The sequence below is a fragment of the Nocardia amamiensis genome (assembly GCF_015477605.1).
Lineage (GTDB): Bacteria > Actinomycetota > Actinomycetes > Mycobacteriales > Mycobacteriaceae > Nocardia > Nocardia amamiensis_A.
The window spans coordinates 167,228-188,673 of sequence record NZ_JADLQX010000010.1; the positions used below are offsets into that span (position 1 = coordinate 167,228).

A 21,446-nucleotide genomic window follows, 5' to 3' on the forward strand; every position below is an offset into this window, starting at 1 on the left:
CACCTACTCAGTCTCCCCGACCAACAGCCGGGGAACGCGCGGTACGACCCGACCCGCCGTGAGACGGCTCCACCACGTTCCAGCAGCACCTCGCTCGCATGCTCCCGCGTGACCTGACGGCTGTCATACGGCCGGGTCGGAGGTAGCCGCACCCGCATTCTTTGATTCAGCGCACCGGCAGTGGGCTGGGCACCGCGGGCCGGGCCGCTCGAACCGCGGTGAGCGCGTTGAGCCGGCCGTAGCCGTACTTGTCGCTGTGCCCGTCCGCGCCGTAGCGTCCGCCCTGCGGATCGATCTTGTCGCAGGCTCCTTTGAGCAGGTCCTTGACCTCATGCCAGGCCAGATCCGGATTCACCGACAACACCAGAGCCACCACACCGGCAGCACCCGGGCACGCGCTGGAGGTGCCGCCGAAGTCGTTGGTGTAGTTGCCCGCTCCATCGCCGGAGTCGGGATTGCCCGAGTTGTAGCCGTCCCGACCGCGCCGGTCGACCGTCCAGATGCCCGGAGTCAGCGGGGCTGGATGCCCGAAGGGTGCGTGCCTGAAGTCGCTGCTGGGGAACGCGCACCACACCGCTTTGCCGAAATCGCTGTATACGCTGCGTTTCCCGGTGTCATTGCAGGCCGCGACGGCGATGACCTTGGCGAAACTGGCATAGCCGTCGTTGTCGACGGACTCGTTTCCGTTGCCCGCCGCGAACAGCACCACACAGCCCTTACCGCCGCGTCCCTTGGTGACAGCGTGTTCGATCGCCAAACGCGTGCTGGCGGGCAATCGCACCACCTTGTTGTGCAGCGGGTCGTTCGGCCGGAACCAAGCGCCGTCCGGCGGCCCCCAGCTGCACGAGATGACGTCGGCACCGTGATCGGCGGCCCACACGAACGCGCGCGCCTCGGCTTGCGATCCGAGGCCCGAGGCGAGCCGGATCGGCATCAGCGCCGCCTCCGGCGCCACTCCCGACGCCCCTGCCTTGCCGTTCGCGCACGCCACACCCGCGCACGCGGTGCCGTGGTTCTCGCCGTTGTCGGGACCGGTGCCGAACACGTCCTTGGGGCGCGGATCGTTGATCTGCAAGGTGACATCGCGCGGTGCGACCACCTTCCGGCCACCGGTGAACTCGGGATGGTCGATGTCGACGCCGTCATCGATGATCGCGATCGTCACCCCGGCGCCGCGTGTGACGGTGTGCGCCGCTTCCACCCCGGCGTGCGCGTCGACCGTCGCGCCGCCGATCACCGTCTTCTTCAGATGCCACTGCTGCGGGAAGACCGCCTTGCGGGAACGGCGGCGGATCAGCTCCGGGTGGCAGTACTCGACGTCATCGCGGCTCAGCAGCGAGTTCGCGATATCGAACACCCGCTGCCCGGTACCCTCCGGTGCCGCCGTGAAATACGCGTTGGTCGCATACTCGACCACCTCTTTGACCCGCAGACCCGCCTCCGCCAAGACGCCGAGACAATGCTCGTGATCGACCCGGTCGACGAACTTCACGAAGATGTTCTCGGTGTACAGCACCGGCTCGTCGGTACCCGGGTCCACCAGCACGCGCCCGGCGAACCGCACCTCCGGCGCGGCGTTCAGCACCGGTTTACGCGCCTCCACCGACTCCCCGGCGGGCAGCCGATACACCTCGACCCCCGCCTCCGGGTAGGCCTGCACCAACGTGGCGTCATCGAGCTCACCGGCCAGCGGCGTTCGCACCGACCCGGTTTTCCGCCGTACCCCGCGCCCCATGTGGGTCCGCACCACGATCAGATCCGGACTCTGCTCGAGCTCGAAACCAGGATCGTCCTTCGTACCGAAATTCGCCGTAGGCACAGTGATCTCCTTCCCCGCCAACCGAGCACCAGCATGAACCTAGCCCCACCGACCACCCAAATCCCGAGTAGCGCGGTACTCGCTATTCGTGCTCGATTCATCCCCCGGATGGAGGTGACACAGACACACCTCACAGGAGTCGCGGCACCAGGCCCGCCAAGCCGCCCGCGCCTCCTCGGGTCCCCTTACCGTCACCCCACTCCCCCAACACCCAGCTGATCCGAACCCACTCTGACTAGGCGATTAGCTCCCTCCCCGGCTCGTGCGGTAATCTCTTCGAGCACCGCGAAGCGGACGCAACGGGCTGTGGCGCAGTTTGGTAGCGCACTTGACTGGGGGTCAAGTGGTCGCAGGTTCAAATCCTGTCAGCCCGACCAGAACGGCCTTACCTGAACCAGTGACTGAAAAGACACTGGCGAGGGTAAGGCCACTGTCGTTTCTGGGAGCATTTCCCATGCTGACCTGCTGTTCAGCGGTTGGATCTGAGGTTGGTGGACGCCTCCGTCCTTTCGCTCCCTTCGATCCGTTTGCCGGGTGATGTCCGGCCCGATCGGATGCTAGCCGCATACCCTCAGCCTCGGCAGTGGCTCGTTGCCGGTAGGCCCGCTGAGCATCGTGCAGTTCGGTAAAGAGCGGCGTCTTCTCGTCCGTGGCCACATCCGGGTCATCCAGGTAGAAGCGCTCGAAGAATGTTTCGTTGAGGAGGCGACGGATCGCGTCGGTGCCGTCCAGGTAGAGCTGGCGGGGATTGGCAACCAGACGCAGCGCGTCCCGCATCATCTCGACACCGAGGCTCAGTTCTGCCGCCGTGTTGGTCAGTCCGGCTTGAATACGGGCACGCTGGATGGTGATCTCTTGCAACTTGGCCTTGATCTTGCCCGTAGGCATGGTGTCATCGGCCAGCGCCACCACCAGCCGGTCCTCCTGCTGATCGAGCTTCTTCAGTTGTCGCTGCAGGGCGGCGTGGCGTTCCTTCACTCCGGCGGATTCATCGGCCAAGGTTTCGTCCAGCAGGGCACGAAGCTCGCTCACGAAGTCGTCCGGCAGGCGAAGGGTCTCGTAGTGGTCGATGATGGCCTGCTCGATCAGTTCGACGCGCAGATGCGGCAGATCGCAGAGACCATCCTCCCGGCCGCGGCAGACGAAGTAGCGGTACTTGGTGCCACCTCGGCCGGTGACCTCGGCGAAGATCATGCGGCTCGTGCGGCCATGCTGATGGCACCGATCGCAGAACAGGAAGCCCTTCAGGTAGTGGTGGTGCACCCGATCCCGCTGGCCTCGGCCGCTGCGGGCCTTCAGCACTTCCTGCACCCGCTCGAAAAGATCCGGCGTGATGATCGGCTCATGCCGGCCGGGGTAGATATCGCCTTTATAGACGATAAACCCACGTAATAAGGGTCGGAGAGCATGTCATGCAGCTTGCTGCCGGACACCGGCTGCTCCGAGTAGCGCTTTGTAGGCCGCGTGGTGAGGCCCAGATCGGCCATGGTGGCTTCGAGGCGTTCGATTGGGTACTTGCCCGTGGCGTATAGCTCGAATGCCTTGCGCACCAACGGTGCCCGCTTCGTATCCACCGCGATGGAGTTGACGAGGGTGCCTTCGTGATCCACCCGCACGTTCAGATAGCCCAGCCGGGCACGGGAGATGGTGCCACCGAGGTCAACTGCTTTGCGGCGCAGCTTCTCCTGGATGTCGAGGCCCTGAATCTTGTTGGTGAAGTGGTTCATCACGTCGACCATGCCCTCGATGGCTTCGGCGTAGGGTCCTTCGCCGAAGTCCTCCTTGGCACTGATCAGGCGAATGCCCATCTTCTTGAGCTGGTAGTCCACGATGGCGGCTTCGTAGCGGTTCCTAAAGATTCGAGAGCGCATGTAGACGATCACGTAGTCGATGTCCGGGTTCGTCCGCACGAACGTCAGCAACTCCTGGAACACCGGCCGCTCGTCGATGGTCAGCTTCCCAGCCGAGTAGCCGGGCTCGATGAACACCTTCACCACGTCCGCGTTCAGCTTCTCTGACTTGTCTTCGGACACGGCACGCTGGGTGCCGATGGAGAGGCCCTCCGGGTCCACATCAACCGCGGTAGTCAGCTGGTCTTTGGTGGAGACACGGAGGAGAAGGACGGATTTCTTGCGGGCACCCGGAAGGGCGAGATCTTCCGGCGGGGTACTGGTGGTTCTCAATCGTGGCTCCTGGTGGTCGATGCGGTGGCGGCAAGGCGATCTACGAACCGTCGGGGTTGCGGAGCAAGGGCATCGCGGAGGGAGATCCATTGCCACAGCTCTATATTCGACTGCTCGGACTGACGGCTTTTGACGGTGAATCTGACGGCTAATGAACCGAAAATGTGCGCGTTTGTACGTGCTCGGAGTTGGTGAATAACAGAGGTGAGAGCTGGGTCTGAGACAAGTGGGGAAAAAGATGGTATATTTCTGCTGAATTTGCCCCTCGACATCATTTCAACAGATTGAAATGATGTCGTTCCTGCAACGAAATGTGGGTTTGACGGTGAATTTTGACGGCTAATCGCACCGCCGCCGTCATGCAACAGCGCACCCTCCAGCCGAGTCAGACCATGTATCTGCGTTTCAAGATCTGCATGTTCGTAGACGTCCTGTGTGATCGCGAGCCGGGCATGTCCAAGTATCATCTGGATGTCTTTATCGGGAACCCTAAAGTTTTTGAGGATGGTTGCAGCCGAGTGCCGGAATCCGTGCAACTTCGTCCGCCGAAGACCAGCTTTTCTTGCAAGCTTGTGGAATAGGCTTGCAAATCTACTAGCCTTCATAGGCTCACCACTTTCGGTCCGGAATACCAGGTTCCAATCATCCACCGGCTGAACACCAAGCTCAGCAATGGCGTCCCGGTAGTCGATCAACGCTTGCCGAATCGGCGCGAGAAGTGGGAGGTCTCGTTTGCTTCGTTTGGTTTTCAGCGGCCCTGTTTGCAACCTATTGCGCACACACAAAAGTTGCTGACGAACACGGACTACTCCATGATCCCAGTCGATGTCCGACCAACGCAGACCAAGAATTTCGCCTTCCCTCATACCGTATAGCGACAGCATGAGGAAAGCCGGATATAGCCGTTCAGTGCGATTCGACTTTAGGAAGTGGCTCACCTCGTCAACTCTCCACGGTGTGAAAGCTTTTGGTTCGTATTGCCCGATACTTACCAGCCTCGCAACATTGCGTGCTACAAGGTCTTCGCGCATCGCTTGGGTGAGCATCGACATGAGCACAGTCTTAACGTGAACGGCCCTTGATGTAGTCATACCCTTGGCCAGTTGCTCATCCATTACTTTCTGGAGGCCGGAAACACTCAGATGCGTCAGCGATCGCGAGCCGAATAATGGCTCTACGTAGAGGTGGGCGATGCTCTCGTAGACGGCAACGGTTGATGGCCGCAGCTTTTTCGGCGCAACTTCGTTGAGGTAGTAATCCAGATACTCGCGAACTGTCCATGAACGTTCAGGAGTAGGGATCCCCCGCTCAGTATCAGCCATCCGAACCGTCAGCTTGTCGTTAACCTCTTTGGCGGTCTTCCCATAGATCCGGATTCGCCGCGAGGCACCACTAGCAGTCGGCAGATACACCGCGCCTTCCCATCGGCCATCCTTTCGCCGGTAAACACTGCCTCCACCTCGCACTCGACGGCTCATAGCAACTGCCCGCCGCTTAAGGGTAGTGAGTTGACATACCGCGCAACCTCGCTGCTCGGCACAAAGCGGCGACTACCGATCTTCACCGAAAGGAGGTGCCGCTTATGAATAAGGTCATAGATTCCCCACCGGCTGATACGCAGCCGACTTGCCGCCTCGGGTACCGTCAGCAGCGGGCCGCGCGCCTTGGCATTCGCAGCGTCATCGGATTGCGGCGGGGCATTGATCTGCTCAATGAGCCACTTGCGGTCCAGGACTTCGCCATCGGCGATCCGCACGGCCACGTTCGCCAGCAGGCGAAGCATCCGGTCTGAATCGAGTTTGCTGTCGTTCGGCGTCTTGGTCATAGTCACCTCCTCCCTACGTATTAGATATGTCGTGTAGTATGCGTTCCTCCATTTGTTTTGTGGTAATCTTCGCTCCTGCGTGGAGCTGGCCGGTGAGGCGGTTCGGTGCCGTATCCAGGGTCGTAAAGTCGAACCCATGCTCAGCGGCAATTGCCTTACAAGCCTCCTCCATCTTCCGCCGACCACCTGCGGGCAGTTTGGGGTACTTGCAGCGCAGATAATTGGTCAGCCCTGGCAATTCCCACTTGCCGATCCAATCGGCGGCCTGAAATAGATCGGCCGTTGAGATACCGAGAGTTTCGCCCAAGGCACGCAAGGTGCGCGGTCGAGTGTCAAGCGCATGCCCCTGCTCAATCCGCCATATGGTCTTCTTGTCAATCCCTGACTGCCGGGCAAGCTCGTTGATCGACCAGTTGTGCGCTTCGCGTGCGGCGGTAATCTTGACGGCGACTCGCAAGGCGTTCTTCTGATCCATTCCGATTTAATTCTCCGTTAATAAAATCTGACCGAAGAATAACTCCTTTGTTGGCGAAAATCAACAACTGGAAGTTGAATTCTTTGGAAAAATAGAGGTACGGAATCGATGTGCAATTAACATGCTGGATTACTGTGTTTTTAAAAGGGTGGTCGAAGCCCGGCAGGCAGGCGATAGTGGCGGTGACCATCCGTCACCCAACCTGCCGAGCATCCGGTTTCCCTCACGGCTGAGCCATTGGAATCGTCAGGACCTGCGTGCTCAGAAATCGAGCATCACGTCCTGAAGAAAGTTGGGCTCAGTCCGTCGACGGATCAGCGGTGCGCCGTCCACGCTTCTGGGGAGAAGCCGGCGGTTCTGTGCTGCTGGGTTCGCTCGCCTCGGCGGCAGCCGTGGGCTTGGAACGTCGCAGCCGGTTGATCGCATCCCGTCGGATCGCTGCTTCGCGCTCGATCTCGGCTATTGCTTCTTCTGCGCGCTCCGCAAGATCGGCCTCCTCGCGTGCTTTCTCGATGTGATTCAGCACGGCTTGCAGATGTTCGTCTGCCAGCGTCTTGCCGCGGAGTTGAGCGATCAAACTCAGCTCCGCATGGATTTCCGGGTCTACCCGAATCGCCATGGTCTTGCGTTGGGAGTCGTTGTCCGGCATGGACATAGCAGCTACCTCCTCGATAGGTGCGACTGGTGAGTGCCAGCATGGCGCTCGAACGACCAGCCGCAGCCCACCGACGAGGACGACTCCGTTACCTACCCCCGGGGCCAGCCCGAACCGTGATCCTGACATGTCTCACGCTGCCTCTCCCGTCCAGAACTTCCGATCCGATGGCACCGGGTACCCCAGAATGGTTATGTCCGAGTCGATCTCGTTGCCCCACACGTCCCAACCAGGTTGCCGCCTGCGGGCGAAAAGCTCCAAATACGGTCCGCTGCTTACTCTTTCGATGATGGCGAACTGCTCTTCTGGTTTGTGACTGTGCTGAGGGTGAACAGGGGCGAAAAACCAGGTCGGTTGCGCGCGGAAGTTCACCGGCGCATGACCGCGCGTGCCGAACAGTATCGTTTCGTTCATATTGCGCAGGTACTGGCCTAGTTGGAGGCGAGGCTTCACCCAGATCAAAGGCGAGCGGTACGAAAATCCCCAGGCTTCCAGCATCTCGAATCCGTGTCTCAATGTGGCGTTGGTGGTCCAGAGGTAGATATGCGCATCGTCCTCGGCGAGATCACCCACCGGCAGGGCCTTTATCTGCTCCAGCGTCATCAACGGATAGTGTTCGCTGGCGCCGTAGTGCCCACGTTGCAGCACGTCCCACGGGGGATCTATTAGCAGTGTGCGGTAGCGCTTCGTCATACCGCTGCTCCCGTCGTCAGCAATCGGATCAGCTGATCCGGTGCGATGACCTGGAACAGAGAGGTGATCAGCTTCCGGTCATGGTCGATGGCTTCCAGCAGTGATCGCCGGCGCCGTTCGGCAGTGGCCATGTTGCGATGTGCCATGGTCCAGATGACACGCGGGAACTCCTGTGCGTCGTCACTCTGCTCGATGCCGCTTCGTTCGTAGTCCTGGTAGTCGTGGCATTTTCGGATCAGCCGCGGGATGCTCTCTGTGCCCAGGTCGACCTCAACGAAGGCGCTGTCCACCTCATCGCTGCCGCGTTCCGTACTCGTTTCGATGTACAGATCCGGCTTTACCCACCGACGTACACCGCCGAGGCACAGATAGCTGCGCCAGCCAGCTGGTTCGAGATCCGCCCGGACCAGTTCCAGTTCGCCCCGGCGATCGGCTTCGATGAGCCGCAGGTGCGTTTCCGCTGCGGCCAGCGTGTGACGGAGGAACGTCTCGGTTGGCTCCCTGGTGTGCCGCCGAGCGGTCAGGCCCTGCTCCTGTTGGAGGAGGCGGTACCCCACCACGTCGACGTAGTGAACGAGCTTCCCGCTCCCGAAGCCGACCCCTCCAACCCGTCGATCCAGAGCCGCGAGCAGCCGATCGCGGCGCAGGCGTTGGAGTGCCTTCTGCGCCAGCCGTGAACTCGATGACGAGCTGAGGTGGGCGAAGTGGAAGCGGCGGATCTGGTCGACGGTCAGAAAACGATGGGCAGCTACAGATTTCAGGATCGACCGGTCACGATCACTGAGGGATTCGGCGATGGACAGCAGATCACGATGGGAGACGCGGCGAAGTGGCGGGGAGATAGTGCCGGAGGCACTATCAGTCGGTGCTGTTACCGGCACGGAAACGGCACCGACTTGGGACGATTCCGCAGTGCCCGCCGGAGCGAAACGCCCGGCGAAGCGATCGTCGATCTGGCTCCCATCTGGCCCCTGGTGCGTACTCATGATTGCCTCCGTCGACGGCCGCGGGAAGGCGTGGATGAACGCTGCTGGCCGCCTGTTGGTCCTTCGAGCAGCTGCCGGAACTCCGCCTCGATCTCTTCCCGTGGGCGGCCGTACTGCTCACGGCTCAGGCGACGGATCGTATTCGGATCACTGGTCTTCGCTGGAGGTGGCAATGTCGTGCCCGAGGCCCACGCCTGGATGCTGTTATTGCGGATCAACTTCACGAACACCTCATGAGCCGGGAGGGCAGTGAAGTCCTCCGGGGTCAGGACCGATTGGCCAGCGGCCATGTCCTTGGCGTCATCAGGCCCAAGCTGGAAGACGATCTTGTTTCTTGCATTGTTCTTGAAGGCCCGAGCCATAGCCGGGGGCAGTTGACTGGTGTACTGATGAGCCAGATGGAATCCGGTGCGCAGACTGCGGGCAGTAGCCAATGCGTCATCAAGATCAACTGGCAGGTTCAAGAACTCCTGTACCTCGTCCACGTAGATCATCAAATGGTCCCGTTTGGCCTCCGGAACGGCAGCCCGTTCCCGAATGGCGTTCCATAGTTCCGCCAGCACCATGGCTGCAAGCAGCTGGGCTCGGTCCGGACCAATGACACCAGGCTGTAGCGGCACCAAGAGCACCTTCTTCTGCTCTAGCGTCTGACGCACGTTGAAGCGCGGATGCTGTTGTGCCAGAACGCCTCTCAGGTAGACATCCAGGAAGGGGCGGACCTTGTTGCTGAGCGGTGCGATGTTGTTCATTACCCCTTCAGGCGACAGTTCCTCGTACCAGCCCCAGAACGTCCCTGCCGCGAAAGGATCACGCTCGACCGCCTTATGGACCAATGGCCGACGGAACTGCGAATTCGTCATGATCAGCGGCAGCATGATGAGCGACGGATCGGCGCGCAAAGCGATTGCCTTGAGCGATTCACGCAGGATGTCACCGCTGCGCCGTCCCAAAGCGTCGCCGTAGAGCGAATGGAAGATGTGATAGATGTTGTCGGCCACCACCTCCGGCGGTGTGCCAGCACGCAGACGATCGAGCGGATTGATACCGACCGGATGATCGTCGAGCGGGTCCAGAATCACCACGTCGCGCTGTCGTTCCTTGGGAATCCGGCTCAGGATGTCAGTGACCAAGTCCTTGGGCTCGATGACGACGATCGGCCGGCCTGCTTCCAGATCGGCCACGATCAGATTGAGCAGCAGCGTCGACTTACCGGTGCCGCTCGGACCGAGCACATGGGTATGCCGCATGGCGTCATCAACCCCATACCCGATCGTTCCATCGACACCAGGCGCATTCGCCGTGGCGATCACCCGTTCGCCGGTCAACAGCGCTGGTGTGGGGCGTAGTTTCCGAGGATGCAGCGAACCCTGACCGGGGAAGGCTTCTTCCTTCTCGCTGACCGGCCAGCCGCTGAGCCGAACAACTTCACTGACCACCAGGTGCCGCGCCTGCCCGATAAGAGGCCAGTACACCCATGAGGCTCCCGGATCGTTGATCCGCCGGATGTTGTCCGGCCGCAGAACGAGATGAACACCTGGAGCGTTCGCCGTACCCAGCGCCGACGCTAGGCCCAGCAGCAAGGACTTACGGCGCTCCCCAGAGAACGCAGACACACCGATCCTCAGCGTCGCCGAAAATCCGTGCTGGCCGCGCTTCTTGGTAAGGGCCTGCTTGGCATCGGTCGCCGGGGCCGGCTTGATTCCATCGAGCACCTTGGAGAGCACCGACTGTTCCTCGTGGTGCGGTTCCGGCGGTGGCAGCTGCGGACGGTGCCGCGGCCCAAGCGACAGCTGCAGGACGAGCTGCTCGTTCGCCGAGATAGCGGTGAGTGCCTGGAGTACCGACTTGGCAGATCCCACTGGATCGGCTGGTTCGAGCAAGCGGGCCGTTGTCGATACTCCGACTCGGCGCGCAGTGGCCACCGAATCGCGCCGATCCAGGAAGCTCGTCACCACGCTGCCCGGTACCAGCGTTTCGACCGTCTGTTGGACGCGCTCACGGTAGCGACGGCGGCAGCCGATCAGGTAATCGACGGTCGGGCCGTTCTTGCCCACCGAGGAGCGTGCTTCCAGGATGATCTGTGGTGAGGACTGCGACGCCCAGTGACGCATGAGGCCGAATGCCGCCGCTTCCGAGTACGGTCGCGGAAACCAAACCTGGCACCAGACAATAGAATCCGCTGTGAGGGGAAGTGCTTGCTGGTCACTCGCTGTCATTGGCACCCCCTTCCTTATGGTGCCCCTCCGACTGTCGAGCGGCTTCGGTTTCAGCCGCTTTCTCGACCTCCGCTTCCGCCAACGCCTGCGTGATCGCCACGCGACCCAACGGACGTGGATCGAACGGTTGCCGCCGCACACTCCGTACCTTGATCTGCCGCTCCGGCCGGTTCATACGATTCCTCCCTTGGCCGGTCTCCGATAGTTTTCGCGATGTGTTTTTGACATAAACCCTCCTTCATATGACTACTTTGATAACCCCCGACGACGCTGCCGCGATGCAGCAATCGTTGCTGCGCGCCAACACCCGTCTATTCCGGTGTAACACGGTATTGTTCGTCGGCTCAATCCGGTTGACAGGGTCGCAGTGGATTCCACAACACCCGATGCGCCCGCATCACATCTCCGGTGAGAATGTCACTAAGCGCAGTGGTTTCACCACCGCTCGCGCCATGTTTTATATACAACGATTCCGAGCCAGCACAACGCCGCGCACCCGATAACCATCAAGACAAACGGCAGAACGGACTGGACAAGGTACACCGCCACGTAGAGAGCAATCGCCGCCCCCAGCACCTTCAGACATACCCCGACCAGCCGGTCGATGAGTCCCGGTTGTTCGTGACCGCTCACGGTCGCCACCGTTTCACCCAGGCCACCAGCTCGCCCCGGTAAATAGTCACCAGCTCCCAGACACGCCCCGCAGTTTCCGGGGCCATCTGCTCATGCACCTCCGCCATATCTATCATTTCGCGCAGTACAAGGGACAGCTTCCTGACCGTGGAATCCGCGAGGTGACGTGCCACAATGGGATGATCACCGTGCGGAATTCCGCTGTCGGCTTCCCAGGGCCTCGGCTGCGGCTTCCGTTTCTTGTTGGGATCGGCCGGTTGATTCGACATGGAAAAACTCCCTTTTCGGTCGGCATAATTTCCGCCTAAATGGTTGGCGCGGCGGTGCTGCCGCCTGTTTTTGGCAGGGCGGCAGCACCGCAGGAATTGCGTAGAAATGAGGTAACAGGAATGGCAGTGATCAGGCTGCTGCGTCGGTGATACCGCCCGGCGTATCCTGATCCCCCGTTGCTACCGTGTTCGCAGGCGGCTTCTGCCCGTTGGCCGTAGCCGGGTTCGGGCTGCCCGATGTCTTGCCGTCGCCGGCCTCGGCTGCATCCCGGCGCACGGCCAGCCCTTCGAGGCGGACCACCAGTTCGTCCAGCACCGATGTATCCACGAGGGTGGCGGGAGCGAACAGCCCGAACGAATCCCGCCCCACCGGAAGGAACTCCACGCCCCAGCCGCACCCCTGGTGCAGGGAGCGGGCGATAGCCCTCAGCTGATCCGCTCCCGCGATGGGCCGGGCCATCTTGAGTACCGTCAGCGTGCGCACCTGCTGCCCCTTGGCGATGAGCAGGTCGATCCGGTTCGCGAGTTCATCCCGCTTCCGTTCCAACCGTTGCCGCTGCTTCCGCACGGGTCGCAGCTGCCGCCTCAGGTGCGACAGTTCGTCGGTCAGCACCGAGCCATCGCGGAACACCGTCACGGCCACCACGAGGTTCAGGACCGCCACCACGCAGGCGAAGAACAAGCCCAGGATCACCGCGCCGGGTACCCCGACCTCGGCGGCCAAGGATTCCCGAATCACCCGGAAGCCCATCACGACGGCTGTCAGTATGCCGAGAGAAGCCACGCCAGCGATCAGCAGCCGGGAAACCATTCCAGGCCGCCCCTTCGGTATGTTCGGCTGGCCCTGAGCATCCTTGGTACCGCGCAGGTCGAAGCCCACCACATGCAGCGCCAACGCCAGGCCCGCGGTGGCGAGCAACCCGAACACGACAGACGTGATGGCGGGCAGCAGCGCCCGTCCTTCGGCCACCTGATCCCATGCCACGTTGAACATGTCCCCGGCGAACAGTGTGAACACCGGCAGATCGACAACCGGCACCAGCAGTGCGGCCAGGCGTATGGCCTTCGGTACGCGACGGTGTTTCAGGCTGCCGGTGCCGGTTTCCTTCCTGATCTGCGCATCCACGGCGGACTGGCGTTGCTCGCCCTCGGTGGCTGTTAGCAGCTCGTCATGGGCACCGACGATGGGCCGAGTCGCCAAGCGGGCCATGTCGGCCTCCACGAGCGTGATGGTGCCGCGTAGCTGCACCGCCTGCTGGGTGAGCTTGCCGAGGTTGGCCACTGCCTCATCCCGAATCTTGGTGGCGGCCTGGATGCCTTCGCTGGCAACTTCGGCCTCCAAGTAGCTCACGCGATCGGCGGAGCGAGACTTGTTGATGCGCAGCTGTTCCCGGAACAGCGCCCACACGATCGGTGCCGCTTGACGGCGGGAGGATGACCGGCCACGCACGGCGGTCCATACATCTGCCTTGGATACCTGTGGCGGTGTGTACGCCGGGGATGGCGGTGACGAGCTGGACGCTCTCGGTGTTGAGCGGGATCTCCGGCTCAGCGGACGGGACATACAGACTCCTTCGGAGTTAGTTGGCAGGTGCAAGGGGTGGAAGGCGTTGCAGCCGAGACGAATACATCCGTGTTCACGGCACGGACCGACCGGCAAACGTCACTGTTCGAGCGTCACTTCGACTCGACGGTTCAGCACGGCCGCCGCTTCGATGAACTGGAGGCCATCGGGCGTCAGATTCGGGATGACCGGCTCATTCGCCCCGCGGCCAGTCACGGTGCCCAGCAGGCTGGATGGCAGGCCCAGGGCGACAAGGCGTGCTGCCACAGCTTCGGCCCGCCGGCCACTGAGGTTGCTGCTGTCCCGACCATCCGGTGTGGTGCAGGCAATGTGCCCGATCACATCCACTTGCCGGACCCGGCAGCGTCGGGCCGACTCCACCAGAGGCCGCAGCACTTCATCGGCGGAAGCGGGCAATGCGGCACTGTCCGGGGCGAAATGCAAGGTTTGGTCGTCCAACTGGGCGTAGCGGGCGCACCCATCGGCGTCGGTGTAGGCCGCTGGGACCGGCACGATCGGGACGGGCAAGGTCGCCCGCGGTGGTACCGTCACCGGTTCGGATTCGGCAACGACGCAACGGTCGGCACCGGCCTTCTCGCAGATCTGAAGCCACAAGGCTTCCAACTGCTTCCGGGCGAAGGCAGGCAGTCGGGGCTGCTGGCTGCCACCCACCACGCCGAGGCCGGCATAGGTGACATGGTGGCCGGTCAGGTTCAAGAGACCCTGACGATGGATGGATTCGGCGATGTCCTCTGGATTGAAGTTCAGACCGCGAGCATCCAAATCAACGGGCGGTTCGGTACTTGCGCCGCTGCTCAGTACGAACATCCGAGCGCGGGGGTATTGGCTGCCGCGATCCATGAGGCGAACCAGCTCCAACCCCGGCGCCGATGCCTGAAGGTTAGCGAGGTCCTGTTGCAGGGCCGCGATGCTCTCATGGATCTTGCGGTCCTTGGCACTACCGTGTTCGACGTCCTTGCCGCGAAGAGGCGTCAAATCCCTCCCGATAACCGGGCCGTTGACCGAACTGACGATGCGCACCACAGCGTCGCCGGGTTTCTTGGCCGAGCTGGCGTAGGAGACAAGTTCTGCCTCAAGGGGTTTGGGGATGCTGGGCTGCGGTTCGGCCGAGGTGGATGGGGCCACGATGACGATCGGGGCGGATGCGGCAGTGGTGTCTGGGGTACAGGCGGTGAGGCCGAGGGATGCAGCCAGGGCGGCGGTGATGGCGATCAGGATGGCGATGCGGAGGTACAGGCGGTGGATACGCCCGCTTGTGGTGGGTGGAGACATGGGTTCCTTCAGAAGAAATGCAAATGGTTGGGATCGGGTGGACACCAGGCGCACCGCCTGATGTCCACCCGGAACGGCTTGAGTCGGAGCTACTCGTGCGGCCAGTGGAAGAACCAGCCGATGTGGGCCTTGGCCAGGAGGTCACCGAGGCGCTTGGTGTGCGTGACCGCGAAGGGGGCGAGCTCTTCGCATTCGGCCAAGACGGAATCCAGATCCCGGCGCAGCTCCTTGAGGCGGGCATGGGCGAAGGCGAAGATTTCGCTCGCCACCTTGATGTCATCACTGTCCGGAACGACCGGGTACAGCGACTCGGCCATATCCAGGCCGGTGGTTTCGGGGGTCATTTTGGTACCCATGGTTGGGCACCTCCTTACATACTTCATGGGCAGGTTCCCGAATGGGTTCTATGAGGTTCACGCTGTGGAGTTTTCAAGCATCAAGTTGATGCTTCTGAGCTTCGTAGAAGGGCGGTGACACCGACAGGTGCTCCTCGTGTCACTTTCGGTGTCACGTATGACATGAGCGCGCCGATGATGGGATAGCGGCAGCAACGTCAACATATGGTTGACATTGATACAAATCATGCGACAATGGTTGACATAACTACATATGACTTCGCTGAACCATGAAAGACCGGGCTATGAGCGAGTGGCGCACGAACAGCGTCACATGTTTCAGCTTGGCCGCGCCAGCCTCAATACGTTGAAGCGACTTAATGTGGCGGTCATCTGTGAGCTCGACGAGTATACGGCGGGGAATACAGACTATGGCGACCCCATTCCCGGGGCTGATGATGAATCCCTGCTTGAGTCCATATTCCATGCGGCGATCGCCGGGATTGCCGAAGACGGAGATCCCGATCGAGCTAAAGAGATCATTACTGGCTTCCAGTTTGCAAATGACCCTCATTGGCAGGAAGTATTCGACACAACTGCCTGCAAAGCGGCGTACTATCTTGGCTCGACGGAATATGCATTTTCGAGCAGCGTACTTCTTGAGCGATACCTGAATTCCGAGTCCGCGTGGGATATGGCCGGTGTTTGCCTTCTTGGTCTACGGAAGCGCGTCACGCCCGAACAGGGCGCCGATCTCGGGGTGCGCATAGAGCAGGTTGAGGCTGCTCGAATAGCTGCGGGCAAGCCCGTCTAGTGGCATACTCGGTGTGTGGCGCTACCGCTCTTTAAACCGCAGCCCAAGCTGCCCAAACACCTGACATTAGATGCCAATAGACTACATGAGGCGACACTCAAGGATCTTCAGATCTTCCTCCCCGGTACTAATGATGTTGAGTACTATGATTTTCTCGCAAAGGCGACTATACGAATACGTGGAAAAAGGGAGTGGGCAGAAAACCCAACTGCTGCGGTCGGGCGGTTAATAGAGGCTGCGGTCGGTAAGCTAGATTCATACGAACTCGAACAGCAGTATGGAAAGGTTGGCTCGCATTCCTGGCGGCAACTGGGTGAGCTTATCTACATGATAGACCCTCGTGTGGTAAAGCAGGAGAAAATTACGGGAGCTCCGCTACGTTACAACGACCGGGTGGATCTTATCAAGGCCGAGTCCGGGAATTCGAATACAGATTCCATCAGTGAGAGCAAGGTTAGGCGGAAGCTGCTTCTACTCTGTGAAATCTTAGTGCTCGTCCTCCAGGATATGACTCCAGATGAGCCATCACCGCCGCTAGTAGACCTCGACTACATTCCTCGCCTTGAAATCGAAAAACAGATCCATCAAGCCATCTTGGATGGCAAGCACGTCATTTTGATCCATGGTGACGCCGGGATGGGCAAGAGCACTCTAGCCAAGTATGTAGCACGGAAAGAAGCGGCCCTGCCTGCAATTATCTTTGCTCACACAGAACAGTCTCTGACCGACACCATCGCGGCCGTTCTCGAAGAGGCTCGCGCACTTCCTAATAGCACCGATCCCTACACGCTGCGCCGGGAATTCAAGAAGCTCCTTGCTGGCGACAATGCACCTTCAGTTGTATTAATTGACAACGCCCCAGATGGAGATGAGGGTGACAACCTACTAGATGCAATTTTGCCCGACGAACCACACAGTCGGGTAATCGTCACAAGTCGGCACGTACATGCAATTCCGGGGTCATCAAAAGTAATCAGCATCGGCGTGATGGAAGAACCCGAGGCTGTGAGTCTGATACGCAACGAACTGCCCAGCGTGTCCGAGGAGGCGGCAATAAAGTTAGCGCAAGCGCTCGATTGCCGCCCGCTTGCGATTGTTCATGGCTCCACGTGCCTTACAAAAGCGCCATACTTTAACGATGTCGATGCATTCTGCGACGACCTTCCTGCCGTCCTTAGCACTTACACTCCACAGAAAAGTAGAGGCATCCGCGCACAGGACCGCACACTGTACGCCATCTACACGATTATCACCAGACAACTTGCCGCTGAGGAAAACGGGGATGCGGTGCTTCGCGTACTGGATCTAATCGTTGCGTTCGGCCCGTACTTCAACAACTTCGATACGGTATTCCCTCTCCTGTTCTCAGAAAAAGGCGAACCGATGAAGGTCGCTTACATAGAGATTGCTCGCTTGGGAAAATATCTCGACATACTGGAACAGCGCAGTTTGATCCGCCGGTCGGACCGGTACGTGATCCATAGTCTGACGGCCGATATCTTGATAGATGAGATTCGGCACGACGAAATATCTGAGGTAGTCTATGATGGAATTCGATCGCTAGCGTACCACCTAGATATTCGATCTTGGATCGGAGGCTTTCCGTCTCCAACCCGTTGGCCTTCTATTGCGATGCTGGTCCTTCAGTACACCGCAATGAACTTGCCTCGTCTTACGCGCCCAGCGACTATGTCAGATGCCGACATATCGGCCATGCAAGAAATTATGCCCCATTTTACCGGTGCCATGCTGCGGCAGTTCAGAGAGACCGCCATGCTTACTGATTCACTCCGCGTGATGCTCGTCGACCTCATCAAGTATGAACTCATAATTGAAAATCGCAACACGGTCAATCCGCTGCAGCGTGAGGCAATGGAGCTTGGATATCTGGATGGGGAAATAGATCAGGAAGGCGTGTCGCTCGGCGAGGTTTTGAAGAATGACATGAGTTCTGACCTGTACCTCTATGAGGCGACACTGGGAAGCTTTTTTCATCCACTAAGCCGCTCGCCAAAATTCGACCCACTTAATGAAAATACCAGCTTTTACATTCTAGCGCAGCTGCACTGGCAAGCAGACTTGAATAGCAGGTTGTGGCTTGGAGTTGCAAATCTCCATGCAGGGCAGTGGGAAACCTCGCAATTTTGGCTGGAAAGCTCGATCGAACGTTGTGAAGAATTGCGGCAATTGCATCCAGAAGTCGGGCGGCTACGTATTCAGTACGCACATCGCTTGATCGAGCTGGGGATATACAGTCGTAACTATTCGCTGGTACAGAAATATATCTTGTACGGCGATGCGCTTCTGCAAGCGGACCCGAATTTTCCCCGAAGCGGCCCCTTCGACACTAGCAATGAATTTGATAATCTACTCGCCTTGCGGTATGAGCAAATCAGAAACCTTGCACTTCTCATAGTGCGAGTAAATCACCCCGCTGAAGGACAGAGCAATAGGCAGTACGTTACTCTCCTCAGTAAATCGTTTGAGGAATCCGCTATGGCCTACAATGATTCGGGTCTCGGCCTTGCGGCCGCCGAGGTGAACTTCTATCACTTGATTCCAATGACGGATATACCTGAGGGCCATCCGCTTTGTCGCAGTTGGTTTATTCGGATTGGTACATGGTGTGAAAGTTTCGGCTACACAACAGGTGTCTTTATCTGCGCTTTGAGTGCGATCAAGCTGGAAATGTTTGAGTCCGACGGCTATGATCTCGATCTATGCGCAGAGGCGCTCGATGATATTGCGGCTCACATGAATGAGGTGAAGTGCCGTTACTGGAATGCCGATGCACTCATTACCAGATATGTCCTGGAAATTGTCCGCAATAGCTCATCTGATGCGATTGAGGCGGCACGCATTGCTTGCACTACCGCGCTGACGGAAATTGGGCGACAGGATAAGCTGCGGATTGCCGACTGGGTGAAAGCGGAACGCAAGGCAGTGATAGCGCTGTTTATAATCTGATCGAATGACATCAAGGAGCACGTTCTTGTGTCGTTTCTTGTCATCTGCAACGTCACACCCACGGTGGCCGTCGAATCGGCGTCGCCCGCAACGGAGGCCGGATGTCCTGCAACCGCGGCAAAACCGCCGTGTCCTCATCCTCCCGCGCCCATCGCGCAGCTTTGCCCTTGGCCGGCACCCGTTCTATCGGGGAGGTAGCAGCGTCTATGTCGGATCGTGGATCGTCCGAATACCCTTCGCCCGCTTCATCTTCCATCCACCCGTCCGGCGGCGAGGTCGGCGGCCTCGGCAGCCAGGAACCGTCATCCCCACTGTCATCGCCTGATGTGTCAGTCGAATCCGTAGCGTCACTGTGACGCCGGATGAACGCGACAGTGTGGCGGTTTTCCTTCTGAACCCCCTGCCACCACCGACCAACTCGGAAGCCGAGCAGCGCCGTGAATAACACCGAGGCGGGCCAGAGGATGGGGACAAGAGACGAGGCCATCCGAATCAGCAGCCAGCCCCGTGAAGGAGCTGCACCGTCACCACGCCTCGTCACCGAGCAGTAGAAGCCAGGCAGCCTCCAGATGGACCACGCAGTCGTCTGGATGGTGCTTGCGGTGGATATGCCGCAACTCCCTGGCGCGTTCCGGTGCTAGTTCGAGTAGGTGGACTTGGCACATGAACTCTGCCAGCACACCGTCGGCATGAACGAAGGTTCTGTGTTCCACGGGATTTGCCATCGTTGCGCTCACTCCCACAAATCCGCGCAGGGCAACGGCGGCAGATCCTCGGGCACGTTGTCGTCGATCGTCACCACGAGTTGCAGATCGGTGTAGCCGCTGGAAAGCTCAGCTGCCACGTTTTGAGCCTGTTCGGCACTGGCCTGGTAGTCGAGCGTCAGGGCACCGCTTTCGATGTGAATATGACGTGGCTTCGTACGCATTCCGGTTGCCTCCCTTGCGGTTTGGCCGTTGTCCGGCGGGCTGGTGCGGTCCAGAATTCGCGTAACCCCTGGTCAGGGGCTATACCGCGTTGGCTCGACGCGTTATGCGTCCGGCGTATAGGCCGGACGTCACCAAGGGATTAGGCTCGGCGTGATTCACCCCGAAGTTCGGTAAAAGTCCAGGTCAGCGATATAGTCCAGGTGAAAGGAAACGCGCCCGTATGAGCGTCACGACTGAATCCAGTCACGAAACCAAGCCCCAGCGTCACAAGGTCACCGGCGATGTCCATCTGCTGCTGCGCCGCGGTAACGAAGTGCTGTTCGGTCAACGACAGAACACCGGATTCGAAGATGGGGCATGGCATTTGCCCTCGGGGCACCTTGAGGCCGGCGAATCCGTCATCGACGCTCTGATCCGTGAAGCCGAAGAAGAGATCGGCGTGACGATCGCTCCGGCTGATGTGCAGTTCAGCCACATCATGCACAACTCGTCCTCGGGCGGCCGGATGGCGTTCTTCTTCACCGTGCGCAGTTGGCAGGGTGAACCCACCAACCTGGAGCCGGACAAGTGCAGCGCGCTTGAGTGGTTCGCGGCAGATGCCCTGCCCGACCACATGATTGACTACTGCAGCACAGCCATGCAGCACATCGCCAAGAGCACACCTTTCTCGGTCTACGGCTGGTAGTGGTGATGGCGGCATGTGCTGACGGCCCGATCGTCTGTGTTTCATATCTTGCCCTGGCCGAACTTTGGAGCGTGCCGCTGTTTCCGGTTGCCAACCACGGTGCCGAGGTTCGGGCCACCGAGCAGTCCATCGCTGCCGATGGCCCGATGGCCGCAGCGGTGCTAGCGGCATTGGATGCGCCAACCACTCTCGTAGGCAACGATATTGGTGACGATGAGGACGGCCGGATTGTCCGAACCTGGTTGAGGCGCCGCAATGTCACGACGACCGCCATGTCCGATCCCGGAGTCGTCACGCCATGGATCGTGGTGATTGCTGATCAGCACCACACCCGGACCTGGTTCGCGCATCTGCCGGGGGTGGTGGAACAGCTCGCCGCTGTCGACCTGTCACCAATCGCCACGGCATCGTTCGTGTACGTCGATGCCTACCAGCTCATCGAGACAGCGGCGGTGCGAGTGATTGAAACCGCGCGTGCGGCGCAGGTGCCGGTGCTCGTTAACCTCGGCGGATCGCCGCTGTCGGATGGGATTCGGTCCGCGGCGGCCGGCTACGAAAAGCTGCTCGTGCAAACCAACGTCGATGACCGCGCCCATACCGAAGCGTTCACCGTCGCCCGTTCGCTGCTGGCGGGAACGGCCGCGGCCTGGGTGGTGGTGACGGCTGGAGCCTACGGGGCGGTGGCAGTGAGCCCCACGGACGAAGTTGCCGTGCCTGCCTTTCCGGTGGCGGTGCGGCATACCCATTGCGCTGGCGCTGCGTTCTCGGGCGGGCTGCTCTATGGCCTGCGGGAGGGGTGGTCGATGGCGAGCAGTATGGTGCTCGGGTCGGCGAGTGGGGCACTGCGGTGCGCACGACACCACAGTGCCCCACTGCCGACGCTGGCGGAGCTGGAGGCCGTCGTCGCTGGCGGTGGTCTCCAGCGTCAGCAGTCACGCCACGCTAGCTAATCCGATGCATGTCGTGACCGCACTCGCCCGTGAGGCGCGACATGTCGCAGCCGCGTAGGCAGTGATACATCCGGTCCACCCGAGCCGGTTCGCCAGCGCCGTGGCCCTCGATGGGGCTATCGACTTAGCGGACCGGCCCATTGCAGTATTTGCAC

The 21,446-nt window shown here is 60.3% G+C and carries 22 protein-coding genes and 1 tRNA gene; 5 read left to right on the forward strand and 18 right to left on the reverse strand.

Annotation, left to right across the window (positions count from 1 at the left end; genetic code table 11):
- Positions 1 to 166: 166 nt before the first annotated feature.
- Positions 167 to 1,819, reverse strand: a complete 1,653-nt coding sequence (locus IU459_RS15595; protein ID WP_324198884.1) for a S8 family peptidase — start codon at positions 1,817 to 1,819, stop codon at positions 167 to 169.
- 300 nt (positions 1,820 to 2,119) lie between these two features.
- Here IU459_RS15595 and IU459_RS15600 point away from each other — a divergent pair.
- A tRNA-Pro gene (locus tag IU459_RS15600) sits at positions 2,120 to 2,196 on the forward strand.
- On the opposite strand, the gene IU459_RS15605 is transcribed toward IU459_RS15600, so the two are convergent.
- From IU459_RS15605 to IU459_RS15675, 15 genes are all read right to left on the reverse strand, one after another.
- Complete coding sequence (locus tag IU459_RS15605; protein ID WP_195130243.1) at positions 2,159 to 3,130, reverse strand: zinc ribbon domain-containing protein; 972 nt, start codon at positions 3,128 to 3,130, stop codon at positions 2,159 to 2,161. The genes IU459_RS15600 and IU459_RS15605 overlap by 38 nt on opposite strands.
- Positions 3,115 to 4,002, reverse strand: coding sequence for a recombinase family protein (locus tag IU459_RS15610; protein ID WP_195130244.1), 888 nt, complete (start codon positions 4,000 to 4,002; stop codon positions 3,115 to 3,117). Before IU459_RS15610 ends, IU459_RS15605 begins: the two co-directional genes overlap by 16 nt.
- Positions 3,999 to 5,414 carry a tyrosine-type recombinase/integrase gene (locus IU459_RS15615; RefSeq protein WP_195130245.1) on the reverse strand — a complete coding sequence of 472 codons (1,416 nt, stop codon included), beginning with the start codon at positions 5,412 to 5,414 and terminating at the stop codon, positions 3,999 to 4,001. The genes IU459_RS15610 and IU459_RS15615 overlap by 4 nt, the downstream gene beginning before the upstream one ends.
- 62 nt (positions 5,415 to 5,476) lie before the next feature.
- Positions 5,477 to 5,827, reverse strand: coding sequence for a helix-turn-helix domain-containing protein (locus tag IU459_RS15620; RefSeq protein WP_228837964.1), 351 nt, complete (start codon positions 5,825 to 5,827; stop codon positions 5,477 to 5,479).
- 13 nt (positions 5,828 to 5,840) lie between these two features.
- A complete protein-coding gene (locus IU459_RS15625; protein WP_195130246.1) occupies positions 5,841 to 6,302 on the reverse strand; it encodes a helix-turn-helix domain-containing protein in 462 nt (153 codons plus the stop codon).
- A 298-nt stretch (positions 6,303 to 6,600) separates the two neighbouring features.
- Entirely contained in the window at positions 6,601 to 6,957 is a 357-nt protein-coding gene (locus tag IU459_RS15630; RefSeq protein ID WP_195130247.1) for a hypothetical protein, read from the reverse strand.
- 132 nt (positions 6,958 to 7,089) lie between these two features.
- A complete protein-coding gene (locus IU459_RS15635; RefSeq protein WP_195130248.1) occupies positions 7,090 to 7,650 on the reverse strand; it encodes an MT-A70 family methyltransferase in 561 nt (186 codons plus the stop codon).
- Entirely contained in the window at positions 7,647 to 8,636 is a 990-nt protein-coding gene (locus IU459_RS15640) for a replication-relaxation family protein (RefSeq protein WP_195130249.1), read from the reverse strand. The genes IU459_RS15635 and IU459_RS15640 overlap by 4 nt, the downstream gene beginning before the upstream one ends.
- Positions 8,633 to 10,852, reverse strand: a complete 2,220-nt coding sequence (locus tag IU459_RS15645; protein WP_195130250.1) for a type IV secretory system conjugative DNA transfer family protein — start codon at positions 10,850 to 10,852, stop codon at positions 8,633 to 8,635. The genes IU459_RS15640 and IU459_RS15645 overlap by 4 nt, the downstream gene beginning before the upstream one ends.
- Positions 10,839 to 11,027 carry a hypothetical protein gene (locus IU459_RS15650; RefSeq protein ID WP_195130251.1) on the reverse strand — a complete coding sequence of 63 codons (189 nt, stop codon included), beginning with the start codon at positions 11,025 to 11,027 and terminating at the stop codon, positions 10,839 to 10,841. Before IU459_RS15650 ends, IU459_RS15645 begins: the two co-directional genes overlap by 14 nt.
- 260 nt (positions 11,028 to 11,287) lie before the next feature.
- Positions 11,288 to 11,485, reverse strand: coding sequence for a hypothetical protein (locus IU459_RS15655; protein ID WP_195130252.1), 198 nt, complete (start codon positions 11,483 to 11,485; stop codon positions 11,288 to 11,290).
- The gene (locus IU459_RS15660) at positions 11,482 to 11,754 is read right to left on the reverse strand and encodes a hypothetical protein (protein ID WP_195130253.1); all 273 of its coding nucleotides are present in this window, start codon (positions 11,752 to 11,754) and stop codon (positions 11,482 to 11,484) included. Before IU459_RS15660 ends, IU459_RS15655 begins: the two co-directional genes overlap by 4 nt.
- Before the next feature lie 130 nt (positions 11,755 to 11,884).
- Entirely contained in the window at positions 11,885 to 13,204 is a 1,320-nt protein-coding gene (locus IU459_RS15665; protein WP_195130254.1) for a hypothetical protein, read from the reverse strand.
- A 213-nt stretch (positions 13,205 to 13,417) separates the two neighbouring features.
- Positions 13,418 to 14,611 carry an OmpA family protein gene (locus tag IU459_RS15670; protein WP_195130255.1) on the reverse strand — a complete coding sequence of 398 codons (1,194 nt, stop codon included), beginning with the start codon at positions 14,609 to 14,611 and terminating at the stop codon, positions 13,418 to 13,420.
- A gap of 89 nt (positions 14,612 to 14,700) precedes the next feature.
- A complete protein-coding gene (locus tag IU459_RS15675) occupies positions 14,701 to 14,967 on the reverse strand; it encodes a hypothetical protein (RefSeq protein WP_195130256.1) in 267 nt (88 codons plus the stop codon).
- Between the two features lie 253 nt (positions 14,968 to 15,220).
- On the opposite strand from IU459_RS15675, the gene IU459_RS15680 reads away from it, so the two are divergent.
- Both IU459_RS15680 and IU459_RS15685 read left to right on the forward strand, forming a co-directional pair.
- Positions 15,221 to 15,760: a hypothetical protein gene (locus tag IU459_RS15680; RefSeq protein WP_195130257.1), complete on the forward strand. Its 540-nt coding sequence runs from the start codon at positions 15,221 to 15,223 to the stop codon at positions 15,758 to 15,760.
- A gap of 15 nt (positions 15,761 to 15,775) precedes the next feature.
- A complete protein-coding gene (locus IU459_RS15685) occupies positions 15,776 to 18,727 on the forward strand; it encodes an NB-ARC domain-containing protein (protein WP_195130258.1) in 2,952 nt (983 codons plus the stop codon).
- Positions 18,728 to 19,251: 524 nt separating this feature from the next.
- Here IU459_RS15685 and IU459_RS15690 read toward each other — a convergent pair.
- Positions 19,252 to 19,440, reverse strand: coding sequence for a hypothetical protein (locus IU459_RS15690; protein WP_324198885.1), 189 nt, complete (start codon positions 19,438 to 19,440; stop codon positions 19,252 to 19,254).
- Positions 19,441 to 19,460: 20 nt separating this feature from the next.
- Positions 19,461 to 19,655, reverse strand: a complete 195-nt coding sequence (locus IU459_RS15695) for a hypothetical protein (protein WP_195130260.1) — start codon at positions 19,653 to 19,655, stop codon at positions 19,461 to 19,463.
- A gap of 221 nt (positions 19,656 to 19,876) precedes the next feature.
- Between IU459_RS15695 and IU459_RS15700 the strand changes: the two genes are divergently transcribed.
- Entirely contained in the window at positions 19,877 to 20,341 is a 465-nt protein-coding gene (locus IU459_RS15700; protein WP_195130261.1) for an NUDIX hydrolase, read from the forward strand.
- Positions 20,342 to 20,346: 5 nt separating this feature from the next.
- Positions 20,347 to 21,291 carry a carbohydrate kinase family protein gene (locus IU459_RS15705; protein WP_195130315.1) on the forward strand — a complete coding sequence of 315 codons (945 nt, stop codon included), beginning with the start codon at positions 20,347 to 20,349 and terminating at the stop codon, positions 21,289 to 21,291.
- The last annotated feature ends 155 nt before the right edge of the window (positions 21,292 to 21,446 follow it).